Source organism: Streptomyces sp. NPDC029151 (assembly GCF_055564315.1).
In genome coordinates this window covers 438,595-459,674 of the sequence record NZ_JBVHWQ010000006.1, presented here as the reverse complement: position 1 = coordinate 459,674, position 21,080 = coordinate 438,595, and the positions used below count along the sequence as shown (strand labels likewise).

Annotated in this window: 21 protein-coding genes and 1 riboswitch; of the genes, 12 read left to right on the top strand and 9 right to left on the bottom strand. The window is 71.9% G+C overall.

What is annotated here, in order from left to right; translation table 11 throughout:
- The first annotated feature begins 16 nt into the window (after positions 1 to 16).
- On the top strand, positions 17 to 517 hold the full coding sequence (locus ACZ4VF_RS24475) for a hypothetical protein (protein WP_467928514.1): 501 nt from the start codon (positions 17 to 19) through the stop codon (positions 515 to 517).
- A gap of 153 nt (positions 518 to 670) precedes the next feature.
- Here ACZ4VF_RS24475 and ACZ4VF_RS24470 read toward each other — a convergent pair whose 3' ends face one another.
- A complete protein-coding gene (locus ACZ4VF_RS24470; RefSeq protein ID WP_031170907.1) occupies positions 671 to 1,246 on the bottom strand; it encodes a TerD family protein in 576 nt (191 codons plus the stop codon).
- 154 nt (positions 1,247 to 1,400) lie between these two features.
- Here ACZ4VF_RS24470 and arfB point away from each other — a divergent pair, with 154 nt between their 5' ends.
- Both arfB and ACZ4VF_RS24460 read left to right on the top strand, forming a co-directional pair.
- Positions 1,401 to 1,838: an alternative ribosome rescue aminoacyl-tRNA hydrolase ArfB gene (arfB, locus tag ACZ4VF_RS24465; protein WP_467928513.1), complete on the top strand. Its 438-nt coding sequence runs from the start codon at positions 1,401 to 1,403 to the stop codon at positions 1,836 to 1,838.
- 145 nt (positions 1,839 to 1,983) lie between these two features.
- The gene (locus ACZ4VF_RS24460) at positions 1,984 to 2,823 is read left to right on the top strand and encodes a sigma-70 family RNA polymerase sigma factor (protein ID WP_467928511.1); all 840 of its coding nucleotides are present in this window, start codon (positions 1,984 to 1,986) and stop codon (positions 2,821 to 2,823) included.
- Here ACZ4VF_RS24460 and ACZ4VF_RS24455 read toward each other — a convergent pair whose 3' ends face one another.
- Together ACZ4VF_RS24455 and ACZ4VF_RS24450 are read right to left on the bottom strand one after the other, a co-directional pair.
- Positions 2,824 to 3,282, bottom strand: coding sequence for a GNAT family N-acetyltransferase (locus ACZ4VF_RS24455; protein ID WP_467928510.1), 459 nt, complete (start codon positions 3,280 to 3,282; stop codon positions 2,824 to 2,826).
- Positions 3,283 to 3,714: 432 nt separating this feature from the next.
- A complete protein-coding gene (locus ACZ4VF_RS24450) occupies positions 3,715 to 4,287 on the bottom strand; it encodes a flavin reductase family protein (protein WP_467928509.1) in 573 nt (190 codons plus the stop codon).
- Positions 4,288 to 4,611: 324 nt separating this feature from the next.
- Between ACZ4VF_RS24450 and cdgB the strand changes: the two genes are divergently transcribed.
- The gene (gene cdgB / locus ACZ4VF_RS24445) at positions 4,612 to 6,267 is read left to right on the top strand and encodes a diguanylate cyclase CdgB (protein ID WP_467928507.1); all 1,656 of its coding nucleotides are present in this window, start codon (positions 4,612 to 4,614) and stop codon (positions 6,265 to 6,267) included.
- Between the two features lie 118 nt (positions 6,268 to 6,385).
- The gene (locus ACZ4VF_RS24440) at positions 6,386 to 7,321 is read left to right on the top strand and encodes a CBM35 domain-containing protein (RefSeq protein ID WP_467928506.1); all 936 of its coding nucleotides are present in this window, start codon (positions 6,386 to 6,388) and stop codon (positions 7,319 to 7,321) included.
- Positions 7,322 to 7,369: 48 nt separating this feature from the next.
- Here ACZ4VF_RS24440 and ACZ4VF_RS24435 read toward each other — a convergent pair whose 3' ends face one another.
- The 3 genes from ACZ4VF_RS24435 to ACZ4VF_RS24425 all read right to left on the bottom strand — a co-directional run bounded on the left by ACZ4VF_RS24435 (position 7,370) and on the right by ACZ4VF_RS24425 (position 10,505).
- A complete protein-coding gene (locus tag ACZ4VF_RS24435; RefSeq protein ID WP_467928505.1) occupies positions 7,370 to 8,287 on the bottom strand; it encodes a 1-phosphofructokinase family hexose kinase in 918 nt (305 codons plus the stop codon).
- 122 nt (positions 8,288 to 8,409) lie between these two features.
- Positions 8,410 to 9,561, bottom strand: coding sequence for an N-acetylglucosamine-6-phosphate deacetylase (gene nagA / locus ACZ4VF_RS24430; RefSeq protein WP_467928504.1), 1,152 nt, complete (start codon positions 9,559 to 9,561; stop codon positions 8,410 to 8,412).
- Positions 9,561 to 10,505, bottom strand: coding sequence for an ROK family protein (locus tag ACZ4VF_RS24425; RefSeq protein WP_467928643.1), 945 nt, complete (start codon positions 10,503 to 10,505; stop codon positions 9,561 to 9,563). Before ACZ4VF_RS24425 ends, nagA begins: the two co-directional genes overlap by 1 nt.
- Before the next feature lie 111 nt (positions 10,506 to 10,616).
- Here ACZ4VF_RS24425 and ACZ4VF_RS24420 point away from each other — a divergent pair, with 111 nt between their 5' ends.
- Genes ACZ4VF_RS24420 through otsB form a run of 3 tightly spaced genes read left to right on the top strand, consistent with a single transcriptional unit; the run spans position 10,617 to position 13,049 of the window.
- Positions 10,617 to 11,891 carry an ABC transporter substrate-binding protein gene (locus ACZ4VF_RS24420; protein ID WP_467928502.1) on the top strand — a complete coding sequence of 425 codons (1,275 nt, stop codon included), beginning with the start codon at positions 10,617 to 10,619 and terminating at the stop codon, positions 11,889 to 11,891.
- A gap of 39 nt (positions 11,892 to 11,930) precedes the next feature.
- A complete protein-coding gene (locus ACZ4VF_RS24415) occupies positions 11,931 to 12,155 on the top strand; it encodes a DUF3263 domain-containing protein (protein WP_467928501.1) in 225 nt (74 codons plus the stop codon).
- A 36-nt stretch (positions 12,156 to 12,191) separates the two neighbouring features.
- A complete protein-coding gene (gene otsB, locus ACZ4VF_RS24410; protein WP_467928500.1) occupies positions 12,192 to 13,049 on the top strand; it encodes a trehalose-phosphatase in 858 nt (285 codons plus the stop codon).
- Here otsB and ACZ4VF_RS24405 read toward each other — a convergent pair.
- Together ACZ4VF_RS24405 and ACZ4VF_RS24400 are read right to left on the bottom strand one after the other, a co-directional pair.
- Entirely contained in the window at positions 13,037 to 14,476 is a 1,440-nt protein-coding gene (locus ACZ4VF_RS24405; RefSeq protein WP_467928498.1) for an alpha,alpha-trehalose-phosphate synthase (UDP-forming), read from the bottom strand. The two genes, otsB and ACZ4VF_RS24405, sit on opposite strands and share 13 nt — an antisense overlap.
- 74 nt (positions 14,477 to 14,550) lie before the next feature.
- Entirely contained in the window at positions 14,551 to 15,495 is a 945-nt protein-coding gene (locus tag ACZ4VF_RS24400; protein ID WP_467928497.1) for a glucosyl-3-phosphoglycerate synthase, read from the bottom strand.
- 156 nt (positions 15,496 to 15,651) lie between these two features.
- Positions 15,652 to 15,795, top strand: a riboswitch (SAM riboswitch).
- Positions 15,796 to 15,813: 18 nt separating this feature from the next.
- On the opposite strand from ACZ4VF_RS24400, the gene thrC reads away from it, so the two are divergent.
- The 4 genes from thrC (at position 15,814) to groL (ending at position 20,095) form a co-directional block, all read left to right on the top strand.
- Positions 15,814 to 17,097 carry a threonine synthase gene (gene thrC, locus ACZ4VF_RS24395; RefSeq protein ID WP_467928496.1) on the top strand — a complete coding sequence of 428 codons (1,284 nt, stop codon included), beginning with the start codon at positions 15,814 to 15,816 and terminating at the stop codon, positions 17,095 to 17,097.
- 148 nt (positions 17,098 to 17,245) lie between these two features.
- On the top strand, positions 17,246 to 17,521 hold the full coding sequence (locus ACZ4VF_RS24390) for a MoaD/ThiS family protein (protein WP_356146308.1): 276 nt from the start codon (positions 17,246 to 17,248) through the stop codon (positions 17,519 to 17,521).
- A gap of 448 nt (positions 17,522 to 17,969) precedes the next feature.
- Positions 17,970 to 18,173: a cold-shock protein gene (locus tag ACZ4VF_RS24385; protein ID WP_004986573.1), complete on the top strand. Its 204-nt coding sequence runs from the start codon at positions 17,970 to 17,972 to the stop codon at positions 18,171 to 18,173.
- Positions 18,174 to 18,472: 299 nt separating this feature from the next.
- Positions 18,473 to 20,095 (top strand): chaperonin GroEL, encoded by a 1,623-nt coding sequence (groL, locus tag ACZ4VF_RS24380; RefSeq protein ID WP_031170937.1) that lies wholly within the window; start codon positions 18,473 to 18,475, stop codon positions 20,093 to 20,095.
- A 96-nt stretch (positions 20,096 to 20,191) separates the two neighbouring features.
- On the opposite strand, the gene ACZ4VF_RS24375 is transcribed toward groL, so the two are convergent.
- A complete protein-coding gene (locus ACZ4VF_RS24375) occupies positions 20,192 to 20,872 on the bottom strand; it encodes a Uma2 family endonuclease (RefSeq protein WP_467928494.1) in 681 nt (226 codons plus the stop codon).
- Positions 20,873 to 21,080 lie beyond the last annotated feature (208 nt).

Sequence of the window (21,080 nt, the reverse complement as noted above, 5' to 3'; positions counted from 1 at the left end):
TGACACCATCTCCTCCGTGCTCGACATCGGCTACGCCCTCTCCAACCGGTTCCCGGACCCTCCGCAGACCGACTACCGCCGCGCGGACGTGCACGCGCTGCGGTACGACCTGTTCTGCGGGGACGTGTATCTCGCGGACACCGAGACCGACCGGGAACTGTCCACAGCCTGGGGATGGGTGCCGGTGCTGGACTTCGCGTGGGCGCTGTGCGACATCGCGGAACGGCTGGACCGGGACCCGATGGGCTCCCGCGCCTCCCGGCCGCAGCGGGCGGAGCTGGACTTCACCGAGTCCACCGACCGGATGCTCTTCGAGCGCCGCTTCGGCTGGGTCGACATCACCGCCGACTGGATGCCGGCGGAGGAGTCCCCGCTGACCTTCTCCCACAGCGCACTGCGCCGCGAGGCCCGGGACTTCCTCCACGACCTGCTCGCGGACCTGACCGACCTGCACGAGGACCTGGCGGAGAACCCGGCGATCTGGACGCTTCAGGCCCGCTTCCCACGGCTGCCGTAGCCCGCCCGTGGAGGGAAGGCCCCCGGGCGAAGGCCCCGGCGGACGCCGGGGACCTTCATTTCCGGGACGTGGCTCGGCCGGTGACGCCGCCTCGGCCGGTGACGCCGCCTCGGACGGTGACGCCGCCTCGGCCGGACGGAGGCGAGGAGTCGGTCAGACGTTGACGCCGAAGTCCTGGGCGATGCCCACGAGGCCGGAGGCGTAGCCCTGGCCCACCGCGCGGAACTTCCACTCCGCGCCGTTGCGGTACAACTCGCCGAAGACCATGGCCGTCTCGGTGGCCGCGTCCTCCGACAGGTCGTAGCGCGCGATCTCGGCGCCGCCGGCCTGGTTGACGATGCGGATGTAGGCGTTGCGGACCTGGCCGAAGTTCTGGCCGCGGTTCTCCGCGTCGTAGATGGAGACCGGGAAGACGATCTTGTCGATGTCGGCCGGCAGCGCGGCCAGGTTGACGTTGATCGCCTCGTCGTCGCCGGCGCCCTCGCCCGTGCGGTTGTCGCCCGTGTGGACGATCGAGTTGTCCGGGGTCTGCTTGTTGTTGAAGAAGACGAAGTGGGCGTCCGAGTAGACCTTGCCCTGCCCGTTCACCGCGATGGCGGAGGCGTCCAGGTCGAAGTCCGTGCCGGTGGTGGTGCGGACGTCCCAGCCGAGACCCACGGTGACGGCGGTCAGGCCCGGAGCCTCCTTGGTGAGCGAGACGTTTCCGCCCTTGGACAGGCTTACTGCCATGGTTCGGGGGTCCTTCCCTCGTTGCGTTACGCGGTGCGTGTCGAAGCTACAGCTACCCCTATGAACGTCGAAGGGCCTCCCCAAGGTTCCGGCGCCCTTTACCTTTTTTACCCACGGCAAATTGGGGTGACGTGAGCGGGACCCAGCCGGGAACATGGACCGCATGTCCGGTCCCTATGTCATCCGTGGCTCCGTCTCCCTCCCGGAGGCCGAGCTGATGTGGCGTTTCTCCAGGTCGTCGGGGCCCGGCGGACAGCACGTCAACACCAGCGACTCCCAGGTGGAGCTGCGCTTCGACCTCGCCCGCACCGAGGCGCTGCCCCCCGTGTGGAAGGACCGGGCGCTCCAGCGGCTGGCCGGCCGCCTCGTCGACGGGGTGGTGTCCGTACGGGCCTCGGAGCACCGCTCGCAGTGGCGCAACCGCGAGGCCGCCGCCGTACGCCTCGCCGCGCTCCTCGCCGAGGCCAGCGCGCCGCCGCCGAAGCCGCGCAAGCCGACCCGCATCCCGCGGGGCCTCAACGAACGCCGGCTGCGGGAGAAGAAGCAGCGCGCGGAGACGAAGCGGGGCCGTTCGGGACGGGACTGGGGATAGCGGGGACCGGGGACGGCGGGGCAGCGGGACCGGGACGGCGGGGAGCGCGGCCGGGGCGTCTGTCACAACTCCGGGTTCCGGATCGTCTGGGTGGTGCGGCAGCACCGGGACGACCGGGAACGACGACGGAGAGGCCGGACCACCCATGACCCACAACGACTTTCTCGCCGAGCGGTTCGAGGCCTACCGGGGGCACCTGCGGGCCGTCGCCTACCGGATGCTCGGCTCCGCGGCCGAGGCGGAGGACGCCGTCCAGGAGGCCTGGTTGCGGCTGAGCCGGTCCGACACCCGGGAGGTGGAGAACCTCGGCGGCTGGCTGACGACCGTCGTCGGCCGGGTCTGCCTCGACATGCTGCGGTCCCGCCGCACCCGGGGCGAGGAGCCCCTGGAGAGCTGGCGGCCCGCGCCCTCCGCCGAACCGGATCCCGCGCAGGACGCCGTGCTCGCCGACTCCGTCGGGCTGGCCCTGCTCGTCGTCCTCGACACGCTCTCGCCGGCCGAACGGCTGGCCTTCGTGCTGCACGATCTGTTCGGGGTGCCGTTCGAGGAGGTGGCCCGCATCCTCGGGCGCAACGCGGCCGCGGCACGGCAGCTCGCCAGCCGGGCCCGGCGCCGGGTGCGGGGGGTGGAGGCGCCGGAGGCGGACCTGGCCCGGCAGCGGGAGGTGGTCGACGCCTTCCTGGCCGCGGCGCGGGGCGGCGACTTCGACGGGCTGCTCACGGTGCTCGATCCGGACGTGGTGGCCCGTACCGAGGCGGGCGTGAACAGCGGTGCGGCCCGGGTCGCCGCCGGGGCGGCGAGCTTCGCCCACCTGGCCCGCGTCGCGCGTCCGGTGCTGGTGGACGGCGCGACCGGCCTGGCCGTGTTCGCCGACGGCCGCCCGGAGCGGGTCCTGTCCTTCGCCTTCGTCGCCGACCGCATCTCGGTGATCGACATCGTCACCGACCCGTCCCGGCTGGCGGAGCTGACCGTCGAGGAGGTCTAGTCACAGGGCCAGCACGCCCACCGTCTGGCCCCCGCTGGTCTCCCCGTTCGTACGGAAGCCCAGGCGGAGGTAGAACTCCTCGGGTCCGTGCGGGCCGGGGTGCCAGCTGACGTAGCACGCGTCGCCGCCGCGACGGCGGATCTCCGCGGCCACGGCGTCGACGGCGAACCGGCCGTACCCCCTGCCCTGCTCGCCGGCGGCGATGTTCAGCCGCCACAGTCCCGAGCGGCGCAGGCTGCCGTCGCCGTGCCAGTCGATGTCGAAGAAGGCCATGAGGAAGCCGACCGCGCGGCCCTCGTCGGTGATCAGCCGGGGCCAGGCGACACCGGCGGGGTGGACGTAGGCCTCGGCGAGGGACTGCACGACCGGTGAGACGGCGTGCTCCTGACCGGGGTGGACGCGGATGCCGACGGCGGTCTCGAAGTTCCGCGGGGTGATGTCTTCCAGACGAGGGCTCATCCACGCACCGTAGGCACGCACGCACGGCCCGACCACGGAATTTCCGGCACAGCCCGGCCGCCGGTCCGCTCCCGCGGTGCCTTCTCGGTCCGCCCGCCCGACATGCGCGGCCCGGCCACCGGTCCGCTGCCCGCAGCGGGCGTTCGGGCTGGTCGTGGAGGGGGGTCCTGCGGTGGGTGTTCGGGCTGGTCGTGGAGGGGGGTCCTGCGGTGGGTGCGGGCTGGTCGCGGAGAGCAACCTGCGGTGGGCGTTCGGCCCGGGCTCCGGTCCGCTCCTCTCAGCGGGCGATCGCGCTGGTCGTCCAGGGGGGCCTGCGGTGGGCCTTCGGGCCGGCCCTCGAACGAGCCCCGCAGCGGGTGTTCGGCCCGGCCGTCGAACGAGTCCCGCAGCGGGCGTTCGGCCCGGCCGCCGGTCCGCTTCCGCGGTGAAGCCTCAGCCCAGCTGCCGGTACCGGCCGCGGAAGTACAGCAGTGGGCCCCCCTCGGCGCTGGGCACCCGGGCGGTGAGGACGCGGCCGATGACGAGGGTGTGGTCGCCGGCGGTCACCCGCTGCTCGGTGCGGCACTCCAGGGTGGCCAGCGCGCCCCCGACCAGCGGGGCACCGGTGGCCTCGCCGCGGGCGTAGGGGATGTCCTCGAAGAGCAGCCGGTCGCTGATGCGGCCCTTCATGGCGAAGCGGCCCGCGATGTGCCGCTGGCTCTCGGTGAGGACCGACACCGCCCACAGCGGCTGCTCCTCCAGCAGGTCGTCCATGCGGGCGCCGGTGCGCAGGCTGACCAGGACCAGCGGCGGGTCGAGGGAGACCGACATGAAGGCGGTGGCGGTCATGCCGACGTCCTCCACGCCCGGTGCGTCGGGGTCGTCCGGGTCGAGCGGCGGTTCCTGCGCGGTGACCAGGACCACGCCCGCGGCCAGCCGGGACATCGCGGCCCGGAACTCGTCGTTGCTCACCCCCTCAGCATGCCCGGTGGGCAGGGGGGCGGTGGGGGAGGGAGTCTTCAGCACGCCGGAAACGCTAGTCGCCGCCGCACGCGGGCCGCATCGGCCCTCCGCCCGAGCCGGGTCCTAGGACCAACGGCGCACATCGGCGCACACGGGCATGCACAGGGCGTGCACGAGGCGTGCATGATGGGGGCACATCCGCACGCTGTGCGTTCGGTACGCGCACAGGCAAAACGCAGAAACTCCACTCAATTGTTCACGTTCTCCTGTGACTTGAGTCACAAGGGGCAGGAATTGTTGACCCTGTGTACCGAGTGGGCAGCGCGCTGTGATTCAGTGGCGGGACAACCCTTCATTCGCTGCGAGGTCTCGGGGGGAGGGGCGAGCATGGAGACCGAGTCGGAGCCCTATGTCCGTCTTGCATCCCTGCGACAGCTGCACCAGGTCATGGCCGACATGAACACGGCACGCAGCCTGGCGGACACACTGCAGACCGTCGCCGACGGCGCCGTCGGCGCTCTCGGGTACGAGATGGCGGCGGTGAACCTGGTACGGCAGGACGGCGATCTCGTGGTCGCCGCCTTCTCCGGCAACTCCGCCGCCGAGGCCCTGATCACCGGCCGGGTCGGCTCCCGCGAGTCCTGGGACCGGCGGCTGAACATGGGCGAGCGCTGGGGCGACCTCGTCTTCATACCGCACACCGAGGGCTGGGTCCTGGACGACGACGACGTCCCCCAGTGGTACACCGACGGGCCCGCGCCGCGCTTCGAGGACGAGTGGCACCCCTCCGACCGGCTCTTCGCGCCCATGTACACCCCCGGCGTGCAGGGCGGCAACTGCGGCGAGCTGCTCGGCGTCATATCCGTGGACCGGCCGCGCAACGGCCGCCGCCCCGGCGCCTGGGGCCGCGAGGCCCTGCAGATGTACGCCTTCCAGGCCGCCATCGCGATCAGCAACGCCCGCCTGCGCGCCAACATGCAGCGCGCCCTGGTCCGGCTGGAGCGCGAGCAGCAGGCCCTGCGCGCCAGCGAGGAATCCTTCCGCCAGGCCTTCGAGTACGCCCCCTCCGGCATGGCCATCGCCGAGATGGGCGGCGACCAGCACGGCCGCATCCTGCGCACCAACGACGCCCTGTGCCGGCTGCTCGGGCGTCCCGCCTCCGCGATGCGCCGCTACTCCTTCGCCGACCTCGTCCACCCGGAGGACATCGGCACCCTACTGCGGACCTCGGCCGAGGGCGGGCGCGCGGAGCTGCGGCTCGGGCGCCGCGACGGCAGCTACGTCTGGGTGTCCCTGCGCAACAGCGTCGTCGCGGACGCCGCCGACGGCCCCCGCTTCCTCCTCACCCACGTCGAGGACATAGAGGAGCGCAAGCGGCGCGAGCTGCAGCTCGCGCACCGCGCCTCCCACGACTCGCTGACCGGGCTGCCGAACTCGGCGGAGCTGCGCTCACGCCTGTCGGCCAGGATCTGTCAGCGCCCCGCCCACGCCGGCGCCGCGGAGTCCCTGGACGCCGCCTACAGCCACCCGGTCTTCGACGTCCCGGCCGGCCACGGCTTCGACTTCGCGTCGGGCACGGAGGGCTACGACGCCTACGACCACCATGTGCACACCGTCGCCCCCGAGGAGGGCCGCGACGACGGCACCAAGGGCCTCGCGGTGCTCTTCTGCGACCTCGACGGCTTCAAGTCGATCAACGACCGGTTCGGGCACAACGCCGGTGACGCGGTCCTCATCGAGGTCGCCCGGCGGCTGAGCAACGGCGTCCGGGACGGCGACACGGTCGCCCGGCTCGGCGGCGACGAGTTCGTGATCCTCGCCGACGGCCTCGGCCGGGCCGACGCGCAGGACCTCGCCGTACGGCTGCGCAACGAGATCATCCAGCCGATCCGGGCCGAGGGCCGGGCGGTCCGGGTGGGCGCCAGCTTCGGTATCGGGTGGGCGCACTGCGGGATGACGGCGGACGAGGTGCTGAAGTCCGCCGACGAGCGGATGTACGTAGAGAAACGATCTCGTCCCAAACAGCACCGCCGGGCCGGTTGATCCGCAGGTCAGCGAGTTGACGCGGTGCGAGTCACCCGTTTGGGCCAGTGAGAGCGGGTAGGCTCGCCATTCCACACCCCTACCGCATCCGCCCGCACCTGTTGAGGAGTACCAAGGGATGACGCCCGGCGACAACGGCGCGAGCACGCCCGAGGACGACGACCCGTTCGGCTACCTGTACGCAGATGGCCAGGCACGGGGAGCCCAGCCGCCGTCCGGCGGCTACGGCTACCCGAACTCGGTCAGCAGGGTGCGGAGCGTCGGCGAGCGCAGCTACGGCGCGCAGCGGGCTCCGTACGGTGCGCAGCCGACCGCTCCGCCGCAGCAGGGTGCCTACGGCCAGCCCAACGCCCACTACCAGGCGCCGGAGACCCTTCCCGGCGGCGCCCCGTCCTCCCGCCGCTCCGCGCCCCCCGCGTCCGGCCGCCGCGGCCCCAACACCAAGGGTCTGCTGATCGGCGCGATCGCGGTGGTCGCCGCGGTCGTCATCGGCATCGGCATCGCGATGATCAACGGCAACACGGACGACGACTCCGGCAACCAGGCCCAGCCGACCCCGACTCATTCCCGGAGCACCGATCCGAGCCCTTCGGGGAGCGGTTCCGCGGCGCCGGGAGAGCTGCCGAAGTCGGACGCGACCGCCCTCCAGCTGGCCGGCGGCGCGACCAAGGCCACGGACGTACCGGGCGCGAAGGCGGCCGGCGGCGCCTATGTGGCGGGCTTCAACCAGACCGGTTCCTCGCTCACCTGGAGCGTGAACGGCATCCCCGAGGCCGGCAAGTACAGCGTCTTCGTCGGGTACAGCGTCCCCGGCAAGGACGCCACCGCCACCCTCACGATCAACGGCACGGCGTCCAACACGCCCGTCGGGCTGAAGAACTGGTCGCACGCCGCGGAGGGCGACTACAAGCAGGGCTGGACGAAGACCTACAGCTGGGTCCAGCTCGACAAGGGAACGAACACCATCAAGCTCTCCTGCGAGCAGGGCAACCAGTGCGACGCCCTGATCGACCAGATGTGGCTGGTGAAGGGCTGGGTCAACTCCAGCGGCTGAGGTGCCGGCGCCGCAGCCGGTGGCGATGTGCGGGGACTCAGAGCACGGTCATGCCGCCGCCACCGACACGCGCTCCAGCAGCTTCTCGTAGGCCCCTGGATCGAACTCGCCCGCCACCGAAGACCGTACCGTCGCCGTCGCCAGGGCGGTCGCGCGGGCGAGGCGGTCCGGCCAGGGGACCCGGTCCAGCAGGCCCGACAGCAGGCCGGCCACCGCCGAGTCGCCGGCGCCGGTCGGGTTGCCGTGGACGCGGGCGGGTGGGGCGGCGCGCCAGCGGCCCTCGGGGGTGAGGGCGAGCAGGCCGTCCGCGCCGAGGGAGGCGACGACCGTGTGGGCGCCGCGCCGGCGGGCGTCCTGGGTGGCGCGCAACGGCTCGTGGGAGCCGGTGAGTTCGGCCAGTTCGTCCGCGTTGGGCTTGATGATGTCGGGCCGGGCCGCGACCCCGCGGCGCAGCGGCTCGCCGCTGGTGTCCAGCAGCACCGGGACGCCGGCCGAGCGGGCGGCGCGGACCAGGGTGGCGTACGCCCCCACCGGCACCCCCGGCGGCAGGCTGCCGCACAGGGCCACCGCCGAGGCGCCGGCCAGCAGTTCGCCGTACCGGTCCAGGAAGGTGCCCCACTCGCCCGGGGTGATCTGCGGGCCCGGCTCGTTCAGCTGGGTGGTGTCGCCCGACACTTCGTCGACCACGGCTATCGTGCGCCGGGTCGCCCCGGCGACCGGCACCAGCGCGTCCGTCAGACCGGGCGTGCCCGCCAGCCGCTCGTGCACCTCCCGGCCGGTGCCGCCGCCCGCGAACCCGGTGACCGTCACCTCGTGCCCCAGCGCGGCCAGCACCCGCGCCACGTTCACGCCCTTGCCGCCCGGCCGTTGGGCGACCTCCGAGACCCGGTGCGAGGCGTGCGGCCGCAGCGACGGCACGCGGTAGGTGATGTCGAGAGCGGTGTTCAGCGTGACCGTGAGGATCACCCGGGCCGACCTCCCTCGAAGTTGCCGTGCCTGTCTCGGTTTCCGGGGCCACGATCATGCCAAAGAGACGGCGGTCGGCCCAGAGCCCGGGCCGGCCACCGTCTCGTCGACGCCGGTACGGATCAGGGCAGTTGGGGCGCTACCACCCATTCGCCCTGCCGCATCACGCCCTTGAGTGCGAAGTCGGCGTCCAGCAGGACCAGGTCGGCGTCCTTGCCGGGCTCCAGGGAGCCGATGCGGTCGGACAGGCCGAGCAGGCGGGCCGGGGTGGCGGAGAGGGCCCGTACGGCGTCCTCCACCGGGAGCTTGTCGACGGTCACCGCCCGCTGGAGGGCGCGGTCCAGGGTGAGCGTGGAGCCGGCGATGGAACCGCCCTCGGCCAGCCGGGCGACGCCCTCGCTGACCTCGACCTCCAGCGGGCCGAGCAGGTAGCGGCCGTCGCCGGCGCCGGCCGCGTCCATCGCGTCGGTGATGAAGGCGACCCGGTCCGCGCCCGCGTGACGGAACGCCAGCTCCAGGGCGGCCGGGTGCAGGTGGACGCCGTCGTTGATCAGCTCGACCGTGACCCGCTCGTCCTCCAGCAGGGCGGCGATCGGGCCGGGCGCACGGTGGTTCAGCGCGGGCATGGCGTTGAAGAGGTGGGTGGCGACCGTGGCTCCCGCGTCGATCGCCTCGGCCGTCTGCTCGTAGCTGGCGTCCGTGTGCCCGATCGCCGCGATGACGCCGTGCTCGGCGAGCAGCCGTACGGAGTCGATGCCGCCGGGCAGTTCGGCGGCGAGGGTGACCATCGTCGCCTTGCCGCGCGCGGCGTCGATCAGCTTGCGGACCTCGGCCGGGTCCGGGTGGCGCAGCAGGGCCTCGGAGTGCGCGCCCTTGCGGCACGGGGAGATGAACGGTCCCTCGAAGTGGATGCCCGCGATGTCGCCCTGCTCGGCCAGCTCGCTGAGCAGGCCGGCCTGGCCGACCAGCAGGTCCATCTCGTCGGTGACGGTGGAGGCGACGAGGGTGGTGGTGCCGTGCGCGCGGTGGGTGCGGACGGCCTTGAGGATGTCGTCCGCCGTGCCGGAGAAGGAGGCTCCGCCTCCGCCGTGGTTGTGGAGGTCGACGAAGCCGGGGACCAGCCAGTGGCCGGTGACGTCGACGACCTCGGCGCCGGCCGGTGCGGTGCCGGCGATGCGCTTGCCGTCGACGGCCACCTGGCCGTTGGGCACCGTTCCGGTGGGGAGCACCACGTTCGCGCCGGTGAGCAGCAGGGATTCCCGCTCGGTTGCCATCAGGTGCTTACCTCCGGAGTCGTAGGAGTGGCTGTCAGCAGGTCCTGCGCGAGCAGTCCCGCGCCCAGGCAGCCGGCGGTGTCGCCCAGCGCGGCGGGCACGATGGCCGGCAGTTTCTGGAAGGTGACCCGGCGCCGGACGGCGTCCCGCAGGGGCCGGAACAACACGTCCCCCGCCTCGGCCAGCCCGCCACCGATGATCAGCGTGCCGGGGTCCAGCAGGGTGAGGGCGGTGACCAGTCCGTCGGCGAGCGCGTCGACCGCCGCGTGCCACACCCGGACGGCGTCCGGGTCGCCGGACGCGACGGCTCGCGCGCAGTCCGCGGCGTCCGCGTCCGGGTCGCCGCAGGCCGTCGCCCAGGCCTCGCTGACGGCGGACGCGGAGGCGTACCGCTCCAGGCAGCCGCGCTGCCCGCACGGGCAGGGGGCGCCGCCGGGCCGCACGACGATGTGGCCGATCTCGCCCGCGAACCCGTGTGCCCCGGCCTCCACCCGCCCGTCGATGCCGATGGCGCCGGCGATCCCGGTGCCCAGCGGCACGAACAGGAACCGGTCCGCGCCGCGGCCGGCGCCGATCCGGCCCTCGGCGAGGCCGCCGGTGCGCACGTCGTGGCCGAGGGCGACGGGCACCCGGAGCCGGTCGGCGAGCAGGTCGCGCAGGGGGACGTCGCGCCAGCCGAGGTTGGCGGCGTAGACGGCGGTGCCGGTGTGTTCGTCGACGATGCCGGGGACGGCGATGCCGGCCGCGCCGGCGCTCTCGCCGTACCGCTCGACGCCGTGGGCGTGCAGTTCGGCGGCGAAGTCGAGGATGCCCGCGAGCACGGCCTCGGGGCCGCGGGCGCGGCCGGTGGCACGGCGGGCGCGGTGGAGCAGTGCGCCGTCGTCGCCGACGAGGGCGGCCTTCATCCCGGTACCGCCCACGTCGAGGGCGATGACATGTCTCACCACGCGCCTAGTGTGACCCTCCCACCCGCGAGAGGTCTAGTCCACTCACGTGGTGTAGACCTTATGTGTCCATATGTTGAACGGTCAGACAGCAGGGTTGGGGTTTTCAGGGTGCGTCGGCGAACGGCAGGAACGATCGCGGTGGTGTCCGCACTGGGCATGACGGCGGTGCTCGGCGGCTGCGGGAGCACGGGCTCCTCCGATGTCACCCTCAGACTGGTCGCGGCCGACTACGGCGACTCGCCCGCGAACAGCTCCGAGAAGTACTGGGACGCCCTGGCCAAGGAGTACGAGAAGCAGCACTCGGGCGTGAAGGTCGAGGTCAGCGTCTACTCCTGGAACGACGTCGACCGCAAGGTCAAGGAGATGGTCGACGCCGGCCACGCCCCCGACATGGCCCAGATCGGCGCCTACGCCGACTACGCCGCCGCGGGCAAGCTCTACCCGGCCTCGGACCTGCTCTCCATCCGCACCCAGGCCGACCTGCTCTCCCAGCTCTCCGACGCCGGCCAGTGGAAGCACACCCAGTACGGCATCCCGTTCGCCGCCTCCACCCGGGTGCTCTTCTACAACAAGACCCTCTTCGCCAAGGCCGGCATCACCCCGCCCACCAGCTGGGACGACCTCGCCGCCGACGCGCGGGCCCTGAAGGACAAGGGCGTGAAGTACCCGTACGCCCTGCCGCTCGGGCCGGAGGAGGCCCAGGCCGAGACCATGCAGTGGCTGCTCAGCGGCGGCAGCGGCTACACCGACGAGATCGGCACGTACACCATCGACTCCGCGGCGAACGTGGAGACCTTCACCTGGCTCAAGGACGAGCTGGTCGGCAAGGGCCTGACCGGCCCGGTCGCCCCCGGCAAGCTCAACCGCGCCGACGCCTTCGCCGCGTTCGCCGACGGCCAGGTCGGCATGCTCAACGGCCACCCCACGCTGATCCAGCAGGCGTCCAAGAAGGGCGTGAAGTTCGGCATGGTGCCGATGCCGGGCCGCACCGGCAAGGCCAGGGCCTCCATGGGCGTCGCCGACTGGATGATGGGCTTCAAGCAGAACGGCCACGCCGACCAGATCGGCGACTTCCTCGACTTCGTCTACACCGAGAAGAACGTCCTCGACTTCTCCCGGGAGTACGGGCTGCTGCCGGTCACCGGCTCCGCCTCCAACACGATGGACGCGTCGAACGCGTCCCGCGACAAGGCCCTGCGCCCCTTCCTGGAGCAGCTGCCCACCTCCGAGCTGTACCCCGTCGGCAAGACCTCCTGGGCGGCGATCAGCGCGGCCGTCAAGCAGAACATCGGCCAGGCCGTCGCCCCCGGCGGCAGCCCCGCCGGCGTCCTGACCCGCCTGCAGTCGTCGGCCACGGCGGCCGACAGCACCCACGCCGAGTAGACCGACCCGTTGTCCGTGCCCGCCGCTACCGTGGCGGGCATGGAACTGGGCACCCGCGAAAAAGCCATCCTCGCGCTGGAGCGCCGGACCTTCCCCGGCCCCGGCGCGAAGGAACGGGCCATCCGCGAGGAACTCGACCTGACCCCCGTCCGCTACTACCAGCTGCTCAACGCCCTTTTGGACGACGAGCGCGCCCTCGCCCACGACCCCGTCACGGTCCACCGCCTGCGCCGCGTACGCGAGGCCCGCCGCGCGGAGCGCTGAGGAGTGGACCGGGCCCCTCCTGGATAGGGTCGCCGTATGGGCACCCACACCACGGATCCCCGGTACTCCCTGCCGACCCCGCGCACCCGAGCCGGCCGGGACGGACTCGACGCACTGCTGGCCGAGCCCCGCGCCGCGCTCGTAGGCCTCGACTTCGACGGCACGCTCGCCCCCATCGTCGCCGACCCCGAGCAGGCCCGCGCGCACCCCGGCGCCGTACCCGCGCTGGCCGCGCTCGCGCCCCGGGTGGCCTCCGTCGCCGTGATCACCGGCCGCCCGCCCGAGGTCGCGGTCCGCTACGGCGGCTTCGCCGACGCCCCCGGCCTGGAGCACCTCACCGTCCTCGGCCACTACGGCGCCGAACGCTGGGACGCGGCCACCGGCGAGGTCACCGCGCCGCCCCCGCACCCCGGAGTGGCCGCCGTCCGCGCCGAGCTGCCCGGGGTGCTCCGGCGCGCCGGCGCCGGCGAGGGCACGTGGATCGAGGAGAAGGGCCGGGCGCTCGCGGTGCACACCCGCCGTGCCGCCGACCCGCAGGCCGCGTTCGACGCCCTGCGCACCCCCCTCGCCGACCTCGCCGCCCGGCACGGCCTGATCGTGGAGCCCGGCCGCATGGTCCTGGAGCTGCGCCCGCCCGGCATGGACAAGGGCGTGGCCCTCCTCGACCACGCCCGCGCCCTGAAGGCCGGCAGCGTCGTCTACGCCGGCGACGACCTCGGCGACCTGCCCGCCTTCGCCGCCGTCGAGGAACTCCGCGCCGAGGGCACCCCCGGCCTGCTGGTGTGCAGCGGCAGCAGCGAGGTCACGGAACTGGCGGAACGCGCCGACCTGGTGGTGGACGGCCCGGAGGGGGTCGTGGACCTGCTCAGGACACTGGCCGCTCAGCTCGGCTGAGAGGTCAGCGCCTCCAGCTGGTCCAGGAACCACCGGGCCGGCGGCAGCGCGGTCGCCGCGGCCGCGAGCCGCTTCGAGCGCTCCGCCCGTTCGCCGGCCGGCAGGGTCAGCGCCTCGTGCAGGGCCCGGGCCGTCCCGTCGATGTCGTACGGATTCACCGTGAACGCGTCCTCGCCCAGCTCCTCGTAGGCCCCCGCCTCCCGCGACAGCACCAGCGCGCAGCCCGCGTCGGAGACGACCGGGACCTCCTTGGCGACCAGGTTCATGCCGTCGCGGATGGGGTTCACCAGGGCCACGTCGGCCAGCCGGTACGCGGCCAGGGAGCGGGCGAAGTCGTCCTTCACGTGCAGCACGACCGGCGTCCAGCCCGCCGTGCCGTACCGCTCGTTGATCTCGTCCGCGACCCGCCGCACCTCGGCGGTGTAGTCGCGGTACACGGCGAGGTCCTGCCGGGACGGGTAGGCGAAGGCCACGTGGACGACCTTCTCCCGCCACTCGGGGTGGTCCTCCAGCAGCTGCCGGTACGCCAGCAGCCCGCGCACGATGTTCTTGGATAGCTCGGTGCGGTCCACCCGGACGATCGTCCTGCGGCCCTCCCCGATCTCCTCCCGCAGCGCCGCCATCCGCTCGTCCACGTCCGGCCGGTGCGCCCGCTCGCGCAGGAAGTCGGCGTCCGCGCCGAGCCCGTGCACCCCGATCCGGGTGCCGGACGGGATGCCGGGCCCGAGCACCGCGTGACAGCAGTCGGTGAACGCGTCCGCCCACCGCCGGGTCAGGAACGCCGCCCGGTCGGCACCGAGGATCCCGCCGAGCAGCTCGGCCGCGATGTCGTCGGGCAGGACGCGGAAGTAGTCCGGCGGCGCCCACGGGGTGTGCGAGAAGTGGCCGATGCGCAGGTCGGGACGGAGCCGGCGGAGCATCCGGGGGGCGAGGGCCAGGTGGTAGTCCTGGATCAGCACCGCCGCGCCCTCGGCGGCCTCCTCCGCCAGCGCCTCGGCGAACGCCCGGTTGTAGGCCTCGTACGACCCCCACTGCCGGCGGAACTCCGCGTCGAAGACCGGCTCCAGCGGGGTCTGGTACAGCATGTGGTGGACGAACCACAGCACCGAGTTGGCGATCCCGTTGTACGCCTCGGCGTGCACGGTCGCGTCGATGTCGAGCATCCGCACCCGCTGCCCGCCGGTGTCCTCGGCCGGCAGCAGCCCGCCGTCCGCGCGCCGCACCGCCGCCCGGTCGCCGTCGCCGAGCGCGGCGCAGACCCAGACCGAGCCCGCGTCCGAGCCGATGGCGGACAGCCCCGAGACCAGGCCGCCGCCGCCCCGTCTGGCGTGCAGCGCACCGCCCTCGCCCACCTGATAGGAGACCGGGCCGCGATTCGACGCGACCAGCACCTGAGCCTTGTCACCAGCAGCACGCGTGAAAGCCATACGCCTCAACCTAGCCCGGCCCCCAAACCCTCAAACGTAGGGCTCGCCAGGCGGAAGGACCGTATACGGCACGTTCACGCCACCTTCCGTTCGGCGTACTCCGCGATCTCCACCATGGGCGGCCGTTCCTCGGTGTCCACCGAGTAGGTACGCGGCTCGAACCCGTCCTGCCCCCGCTCGAACTGGGTGAGGGAGGGCCGGACGAGGTGCCCGCGCGCGAGCCGCAGCTGGGCCGTGCGGTAGATCGCCGCCGCCATCCTCCCGAGTGCCTGCCCGTCCTGGTGCCGGTGCTTGCGCACGCCCACGTCGACCTGGGCCAGCGCGTCCAGGCCCACCAGGTGCAGCGCGTCGACCAGCATGCCCAGCTCCACGCCGTAGCCCACGGGGAACGGCAGCTGCTCCAGCAGGGAGCGGCGGGCCGCGTACTCGCCGCCCAGCGGCTGCACGAACCCGGCCAGCTGCGGCCAGTGCATGTTCAGCAGCGGACGGGCCATGAGCTCGGTGACCCGGCCGCCCTGCCCGGCACCGCCGGCGAGCGGGCGGTCGTACATGCCCTTGACCAGGTCGACGTCCGGGTCGGTGAGCAGCGGGCCGACGATCCCGGTGACGAAGTCGGAGGAGAACTCCCTCAGGTCCGCGTCGATGAAACAGACGATGTCCCCGCCGGTCACCAGCAGCGAGCGCCACAGCACCTCGCCCTTGCCGGGGACGGCGGGGATGCGCGGCAGGATGTCGTCGCGGTGCACGACCCGGGCGCCGGCGCGGGCGGCGACCTCGGAGGTGCGGTCGGTGGAGCCGGAGTCGACGACCACGACCTCGTCGACGAGCGGCACCCGCTCCACGAGGTCGTGCCGGATGACCGCGACGATGTCGCCGACGGTCTCCTCCTCGTTGAGGGCGGGCAGGACGACGCTGATCGTCTGGCCGGTGCGCTGCTTGGCGGCCAGCACCTGGTGCAGCGGGCGGTCGGCCACGGACCAGGAGCGGGTGCTCAGCCAGCGCTCGACTTCTTCCAGCACGGTCGGCGGCTCCTCACTGTCACGACCACACGCCACCGTGTGATCCATCTCGCGGTTCGGACGACTATCTCAACTGTCCTGGCCTTCGGTTACAGTCTTGAACAACGCCGATGACCATCGCATGTCGGGGGTCGGCCGGCGTTCACAACCGCATACCGCTCATCCAGAGGGGCAGAGGGACACGGCCCGATGAAGCCCCGGCAACCCTCCAGCCGATTCTCGTCTTTCACAGCGAGGCTCCCGGCTAGGGAAGGTGCCAAATCCGTCTCACGGCGAGATGCGTCGTGAGGAAGATGAGGAGAAAGGGCCTCGCCTCACATGGCTGTGCAGACAGTTGCAACCTCCAGCGAATCCACCGTCGACCTCGGCCCCGCCGCGGCACTGAGCTGTCGCGAGTGCGGCCACCGGGTGCCGCTCGGCCCGGTCTTCGCCTGCGAGGAGTGCTTCGGCCCGCTCGAGATCGCCTACGACTTCTCCGCCTACGACACCGAGGAACTGCGCCGTCGCATCGAGGCCGGTCCCGCGAACATCTGGCGGTACGCGCCGCTGCTGCCGGTGCCCGCGGACGTCGCCGGCAAGCCCAACCTGAACCCCGGCTGGACCAAGCTCGTCAAGGCCGACAACCTGGCGCGCGAGCTGGGCGTGACCGGCGGGCTCTACGTGAAGGACGACTCCGGCAACCCGACCCACTCCTTCAAGGACCGGGTCGTCGCCCAGGCCCTGGAGGCCGCCCGCGCCTTCGGCTTCACCACCCTCTCCTGCTCCTCCACCGGCAACCTGGCCGGTGCCGTCGGCGCCGCCGCCGCCCGGGCCGGCTTCCGCTCCTGCGTGTTCATCCCGCACGACCTGGAGCAGGGCAAGGTCGTCATGGCCGCGGTCTACGGCGGTGAGCTGGTCGGCATCGACGGCAACTACGACGACGTGAACCGCTTCTGCTCCGAGCTGATCGGCGACCCGGCCGGCGAGGGCTGGGGCTTCGTCAACGTCAACCTGCGGCCGTACTACGCGGAGGGCTCCAAGACCCTCGCGTACGAGATCGCCGAGCAGCTGGGCTGGCGCCTGCCCGACCAGCTGGTCGTCCCGATCGCCTCCGGCTCCCAGCTCACGAAGATCGACAAGGGGCTCCAGGAGCTGATCAGGCTGGGGCTGGTCGAGGACAGGCCCTACAAGATCTTCGGCGCGCAGGCCGAGGGCTGCTCCCCGGTGTCCACCGCCTTCAAGGCCGGCCACGACGTGGTCCGCCCGCAGAAGCCGGACACCATCGCCAAGTCCCTGGCCATCGGCAACCCGGCCGACGGTCCGTACGTCCTGGACATCGCCCGCCGCACCGGCGGTGCCGTGGAGGACGTGACGGACGCCGAGATCGTGGACGCCATCAAGCTGCTGGCCCGCACCGAGGGCGTCTTCGCGGAGACGGCCGGCGGGGTGACCGTCGGCGTCACCCGCAAGCTGCTCGAGGCGGGCCTGCTGGACCCGGCGAAGACCACGGTCGTCCTCAACACCGGCGACGGCCTGAAGACCCTGGACGCGGTGGCCGGGACCGGCCTGACCGCCACGATCCGCCCCACCCTGGACTCCTTCCGAGAGGCCGGCCTCGCATGACGGGCGCCGCGCCGGGAGGCCGCACACACCCCGCCGGCCGGTGGGGGCCGGTCGCGCCCGCGCGGCGGCAGCCGCACACTCGTCACAGCCCCGCCCCCCTGGGGCACCGCCCCGCCGCACCCGTGAACCCGACCGGAGGTCCGACCGCATGAGCGTGACCGTTCGCATCCCCACCATCCTGCGCACCTACACCGGCGGGCAGGCCGAGGTCGCCGCCGAGGGCGCGACGCTCGCCGAGGTCATCGCCGACCTGGAGAAGAACCACACGGGCATCGCCGCGCGCGTGCTGGACGACCAGGGCAAGCTGCGCCGCTTCGTGAACGTGTACGTCAACGACGACGACGTCCGTTTCGAGCAGGGCCTGGAGACGGTGACCCCGGACGGCGCCGGCGTGTCGATCATTCCGGCGGTCGCGGGCGGCTGAGCCGTCCATATGTCCGCTCATTACCTTCGGTAACGTCGATTACCGAGTGTCTGTCGGATTGCCCTCTCCGTGAGAGAAGCGGAGGGGGCAATTCTGTGTGATTGAGCGCGGTAGAGTTGGGGAACACGGCCGGGACCCCCGGGTCGCGGGCCCGGAAAACATGCCGCGCGCCCCGACAAGAAGTAGCCAAAGTGTGCGGGTTCTCTGTGGCTTTTGCGGCTTTTATGGAGCCCGACTTGCCCCGAATCCGGGTGAATTCTCCCCAGATTCCTGACCCCTCGCGTCCAGAATTCTCGTCCGATTGACCTGTTGCAGACGGCAGTTGGACAGATACATTCAGCCGCGGTCGACGCGTTCCGGCGCACGCCCCCGACCAATGGGGGGTGAGGTCTGACCCGGGTCCGCGAAGTGTGGATCTGTGCAAGGGCCAGTAATAGGGGAGTTAGGCATGGCTCAGGGCACCGTCAAGTGGTTCAACGCGGAGAAGGGGTACGGCTTCATCGCGGTCGACGGTGGTGCGGACGTCTTCGTCCACTACAGCGCCATTCAGATGGACGGCTACCGCACCCTGGAAGAGGGCCAGCGGGTCGAGTTCGAGATCTCGCAGGGCCAGAAGGGCCCGCAGGCCGACATGGTTCGCGTCACCGCCTGAACGTTTCTTGTCCGAAGGGCCCGCACCTCGCAGAGGGTGCGGGCCCTTCGCCGTACCCGGACGGCTCTGTTCGCGGGTGGCTGACGGGGACGCCGTACCCCGCCGGGCGCTTGCACTCGACCATGCCGAGTGCTAATCATTGGCGTTAGCACTCTGAAGGTGAGAGTGACAGCGAAGGACCGGGTCGGTGAGGCCCGCGGGCCGTGTGGTGCAAGGGATCACGAGGCCGGCGAGCCGTCCGTCGCGGGCGCGGGCGCGGTCCGAAGGAATCACCCCCAGTCCTGGAGGGACCACTTCACATGGCCAAGATCATCGCGTTCGACGAGGAGGCGCGGCGCGGCCTCGAGCGCGGCATGAACCAGCTCGCGGACGCCGTGAAGGTGACGCTCGGCCCCAAGGGCCGCAACGTCGTCCTCGAGAAGAAGTGGGGCGCCCCCACGATCACCAACGATGGTGTCTCCATCGCCAAGGAGATCGAGCTCGAGGACCCGTACGAGAAGATCGGCGCCGAGCTGGTCAAGGAAGTCGCCAAGAAGACGGACGACGTCGCCGGTGACGGTACGACCACCGCGACCGTGCTCGCCCAGGCCCTGGTCAAGGAAGGCCTGCGCAACGTCGCCGCCGGCGCCAACCCGATGGCTCTGAAGCGCGGTATCGAGAAGGCCGTCGAGGCCGTCTCCGCCGCCCTGCTGGAGCAGGCGAAGGACGTCGAGACCAAGGAGCAGATCGCCTCCACCGCGTCCATCTCCGCCGCCGACACCCAGATCGGCGAGCTGATCGCCGAGGCCATGGACAAGGTCGGCAAGGAAGGCGTCATCACCGTCGAGGAGAGCAACACCTTCGGCCTGGAGCTCGAGCTCACCGAGGGCATGCGCTTCGACAAGGGCTACATCTCCGCCTACTTCGCCACCGACATGGAGCGCATGGAGGCGTCGCTCGAGGACCCGTACATCCTCATCGCGAACTCCAAGATCGGCTCCGTCAAGGACCTGCTCCCGCTCCTGGAGAAGGTCATGCAGTCGGGCAAGCCGCTGCTGATCATCGCCGAGGACGTCGAGGGCGAGGCCCTGTCGACCCTGGTCGTCAACAAGATCCGCGGCACCTTCAAGTCCGTCGCCGTCAAGGCCCCGGGCTTCGGCGACCGCCGCAAGGCCATGCTCGGCGACATCGCCATCCTCACGGGCGGCGAGGTCATCTCCGAGGAGGTCGGCCTCAAGCTGGAGAACGCGACCCTGGACCTCCTGGGCCGCGCCCGCAAGGTCGTCATCACCAAGGACGAGACCACCATCGTCGACGGTGCCGGCTCCTCCGAGCAGGTCAACGGCCGCGTGAACCAGATCCGCGCCGAGATCGAGAACAGCGACTCGGACTACGACCGCGAGAAGCTCCAGGAGCGCCTGGCGAAGCTCGCGGGCGGCGTGGCCGTCATCAAGGCCGGTGCCGCCACCGAGGTGGAGCTCAAGGAGCGCAAGCACCGCATCGAGGACGCCGTCCGCAACGCGAAGGCGGCCGTCGAGGAGGGCATCGTCGCCGGTGGTGGCGTGGCCCTGCTGCAGGCCTCCCAGGTCTTCGAGAAGCTGGAGCTCGAGGGTGACGAGGCGACCGGCGCCAACGCCGTGCGCATCGCCCTGGAGGCCCCGCTGAAGCAGATCGCCGTCAACGCCGGCCTCGAGGGCGGCGTCGTGGTGGAGAAGGTCCGCAACCTCACCCCGGGCCACGGCCTCAACGCCGCGACCGGCGAGTACGTCGACCTGGTCGCCGAGGGCATCATCGACCCGGCGAAGGTGACCCGTTCCGCGCTGCAGAACGCCGCCTCCATCGCCGCGCTGTTCCTCACCACCGAGGCCGTCATCGCCGACAAGCCGGAGAAGGCCGCCGCGCCGGCCGGCGGCGGCATGCCGGGCGGTGACATGGACTTCTGATCGACCCTGAGGGTTGATCGCCTGTCCTGCGAACCGAGGGCGGCACGTCCAGCTTCCGGCTGGGGGTGCCGCCCTCGGGCGTTCCCGGGTTCCGGCTCAGTCGGCGTAGTCCTTGAGCTTGTCCGTGTCGAGGGTGATGCCCACGGGCGGCGGCAGCTCGACGGTGGCGCCCCAGGGGTGGGTGGAGCACTGGAGGTAACGCCCGTCCTTCGGTTCGCTGTACACGCTGACCGTGCGGCTGTCACGGTCGATGAGGAGGTAGACGGGAATCTCGGCCGCCGCGTACCCCACGGGCTTGTCGACGCGGTCGCGCTGGTCGGTGTCGCGGTCGTGGGAGGTGATCTCCACGGCCATGAGGGCGCCGTCGGTCTCGGACCAGTTGCCGTGTCCCTTGAAGTGGTCCACGGGCGCGAGGAAGCCGTCCGTGATGGCACGTCCCTTGCGGTACGCCTCGGCCTTGACGCCTCGCTCGGGCGCGAGGTCGAGCTCAGGCCGTTGCTGCATGCACTGGCGCAGCAGCCACATGAAGATCGACGTGTGGTTGCCGTCCGGCATGGCCTTGACTACTACCTTTCCGTTGACGTATTCGAGCCGCACGGTTTCGGGGGCTGCGGCGGCCAGTTCCTCGAACTCCTCCACGTCGAGCGCACCGTGCCGGACGCACAGCCTCCCGCCCAGGAACTCCAGCCGGCTCCGCAGCTCCCTCGGAGCCCTGCGGACGAGTTCCTCGAAGTCCTCGACGGACATCTGCGGGCGTTCTTCGGTGTCAGGGGTCATGGCGTCGCCTCCTCCCCTCCATCGTGCCCCTGAGTGGTCGTGCCGGACCGTGGAAGCCGTCATACGTGTGTCCTCTCGTGTCGTCGTAGGGACATCGCAGCCCGGATCTCACCTGCGCGGGCGTGGACCGCGGGGGTCGGCAGGGGCATACGGGGGTGCCCGGGGGCGCGTTCACCCCGGCACCCTCTGCACACGCCCCCGGGCAGCG

What these genes read in the sequence shown, in the direction of transcription:
- ACZ4VF_RS24390 (WP_356146308.1), top strand. Translation starts at nt 17,246, where the DNA reads ATGAGCGTGACCGTTCGCATCCCCACCATCCTGCGCACCTACACCGGC.
- ACZ4VF_RS24470 (WP_031170907.1), bottom strand. Translation starts at nt 1,246, where the DNA reads ATGGCAGTAAGCCTGTCCAAGGGCGGAAACGTCTCGCTCACCAAGGAG.
- otsB (WP_467928500.1), top strand. Translation starts at nt 12,192, where the DNA reads ATGGGCACCCACACCACGGATCCCCGGTACTCCCTGCCGACCCCGCGC.
- arfB (WP_467928513.1), top strand. Translation starts at nt 1,401, where the DNA reads ATGGACCGCATGTCCGGTCCCTATGTCATCCGTGGCTCCGTCTCCCTC.
- nagA (WP_467928504.1), bottom strand. Translation starts at nt 9,561, where the DNA reads ATGGCAACCGAGCGGGAATCCCTGCTGCTCACCGGCGCGAACGTGGTG.
- ACZ4VF_RS24405 (WP_467928498.1), bottom strand. Translation starts at nt 14,476, where the DNA reads ATGGCTTTCACGCGTGCTGCTGGTGACAAGGCTCAGGTGCTGGTCGCG.
- groL (WP_031170937.1), top strand. Translation starts at nt 18,473, where the DNA reads ATGGCCAAGATCATCGCGTTCGACGAGGAGGCGCGGCGCGGCCTCGAG.
- thrC (WP_467928496.1), top strand. Translation starts at nt 15,814, where the DNA reads ATGGCTGTGCAGACAGTTGCAACCTCCAGCGAATCCACCGTCGACCTC.
- ACZ4VF_RS24460 (WP_467928511.1), top strand. Translation starts at nt 1,984, where the DNA reads ATGACCCACAACGACTTTCTCGCCGAGCGGTTCGAGGCCTACCGGGGG.
- ACZ4VF_RS24385 (WP_004986573.1), top strand. Translation starts at nt 17,970, where the DNA reads ATGGCTCAGGGCACCGTCAAGTGGTTCAACGCGGAGAAGGGGTACGGC.
- ACZ4VF_RS24375 (WP_467928494.1), bottom strand. Translation starts at nt 20,872, where the DNA reads ATGACCCCTGACACCGAAGAACGCCCGCAGATGTCCGTCGAGGACTTC.
- ACZ4VF_RS24415 (WP_467928501.1), top strand. Translation starts at nt 11,931, where the DNA reads ATGGAACTGGGCACCCGCGAAAAAGCCATCCTCGCGCTGGAGCGCCGG.
- ACZ4VF_RS24440 (WP_467928506.1), top strand. Translation starts at nt 6,386, where the DNA reads ATGACGCCCGGCGACAACGGCGCGAGCACGCCCGAGGACGACGACCCG.
- cdgB (WP_467928507.1), top strand. Translation starts at nt 4,612, where the DNA reads ATGGAGACCGAGTCGGAGCCCTATGTCCGTCTTGCATCCCTGCGACAG.
- ACZ4VF_RS24455 (WP_467928510.1), bottom strand. Translation starts at nt 3,282, where the DNA reads ATGAGCCCTCGTCTGGAAGACATCACCCCGCGGAACTTCGAGACCGCC.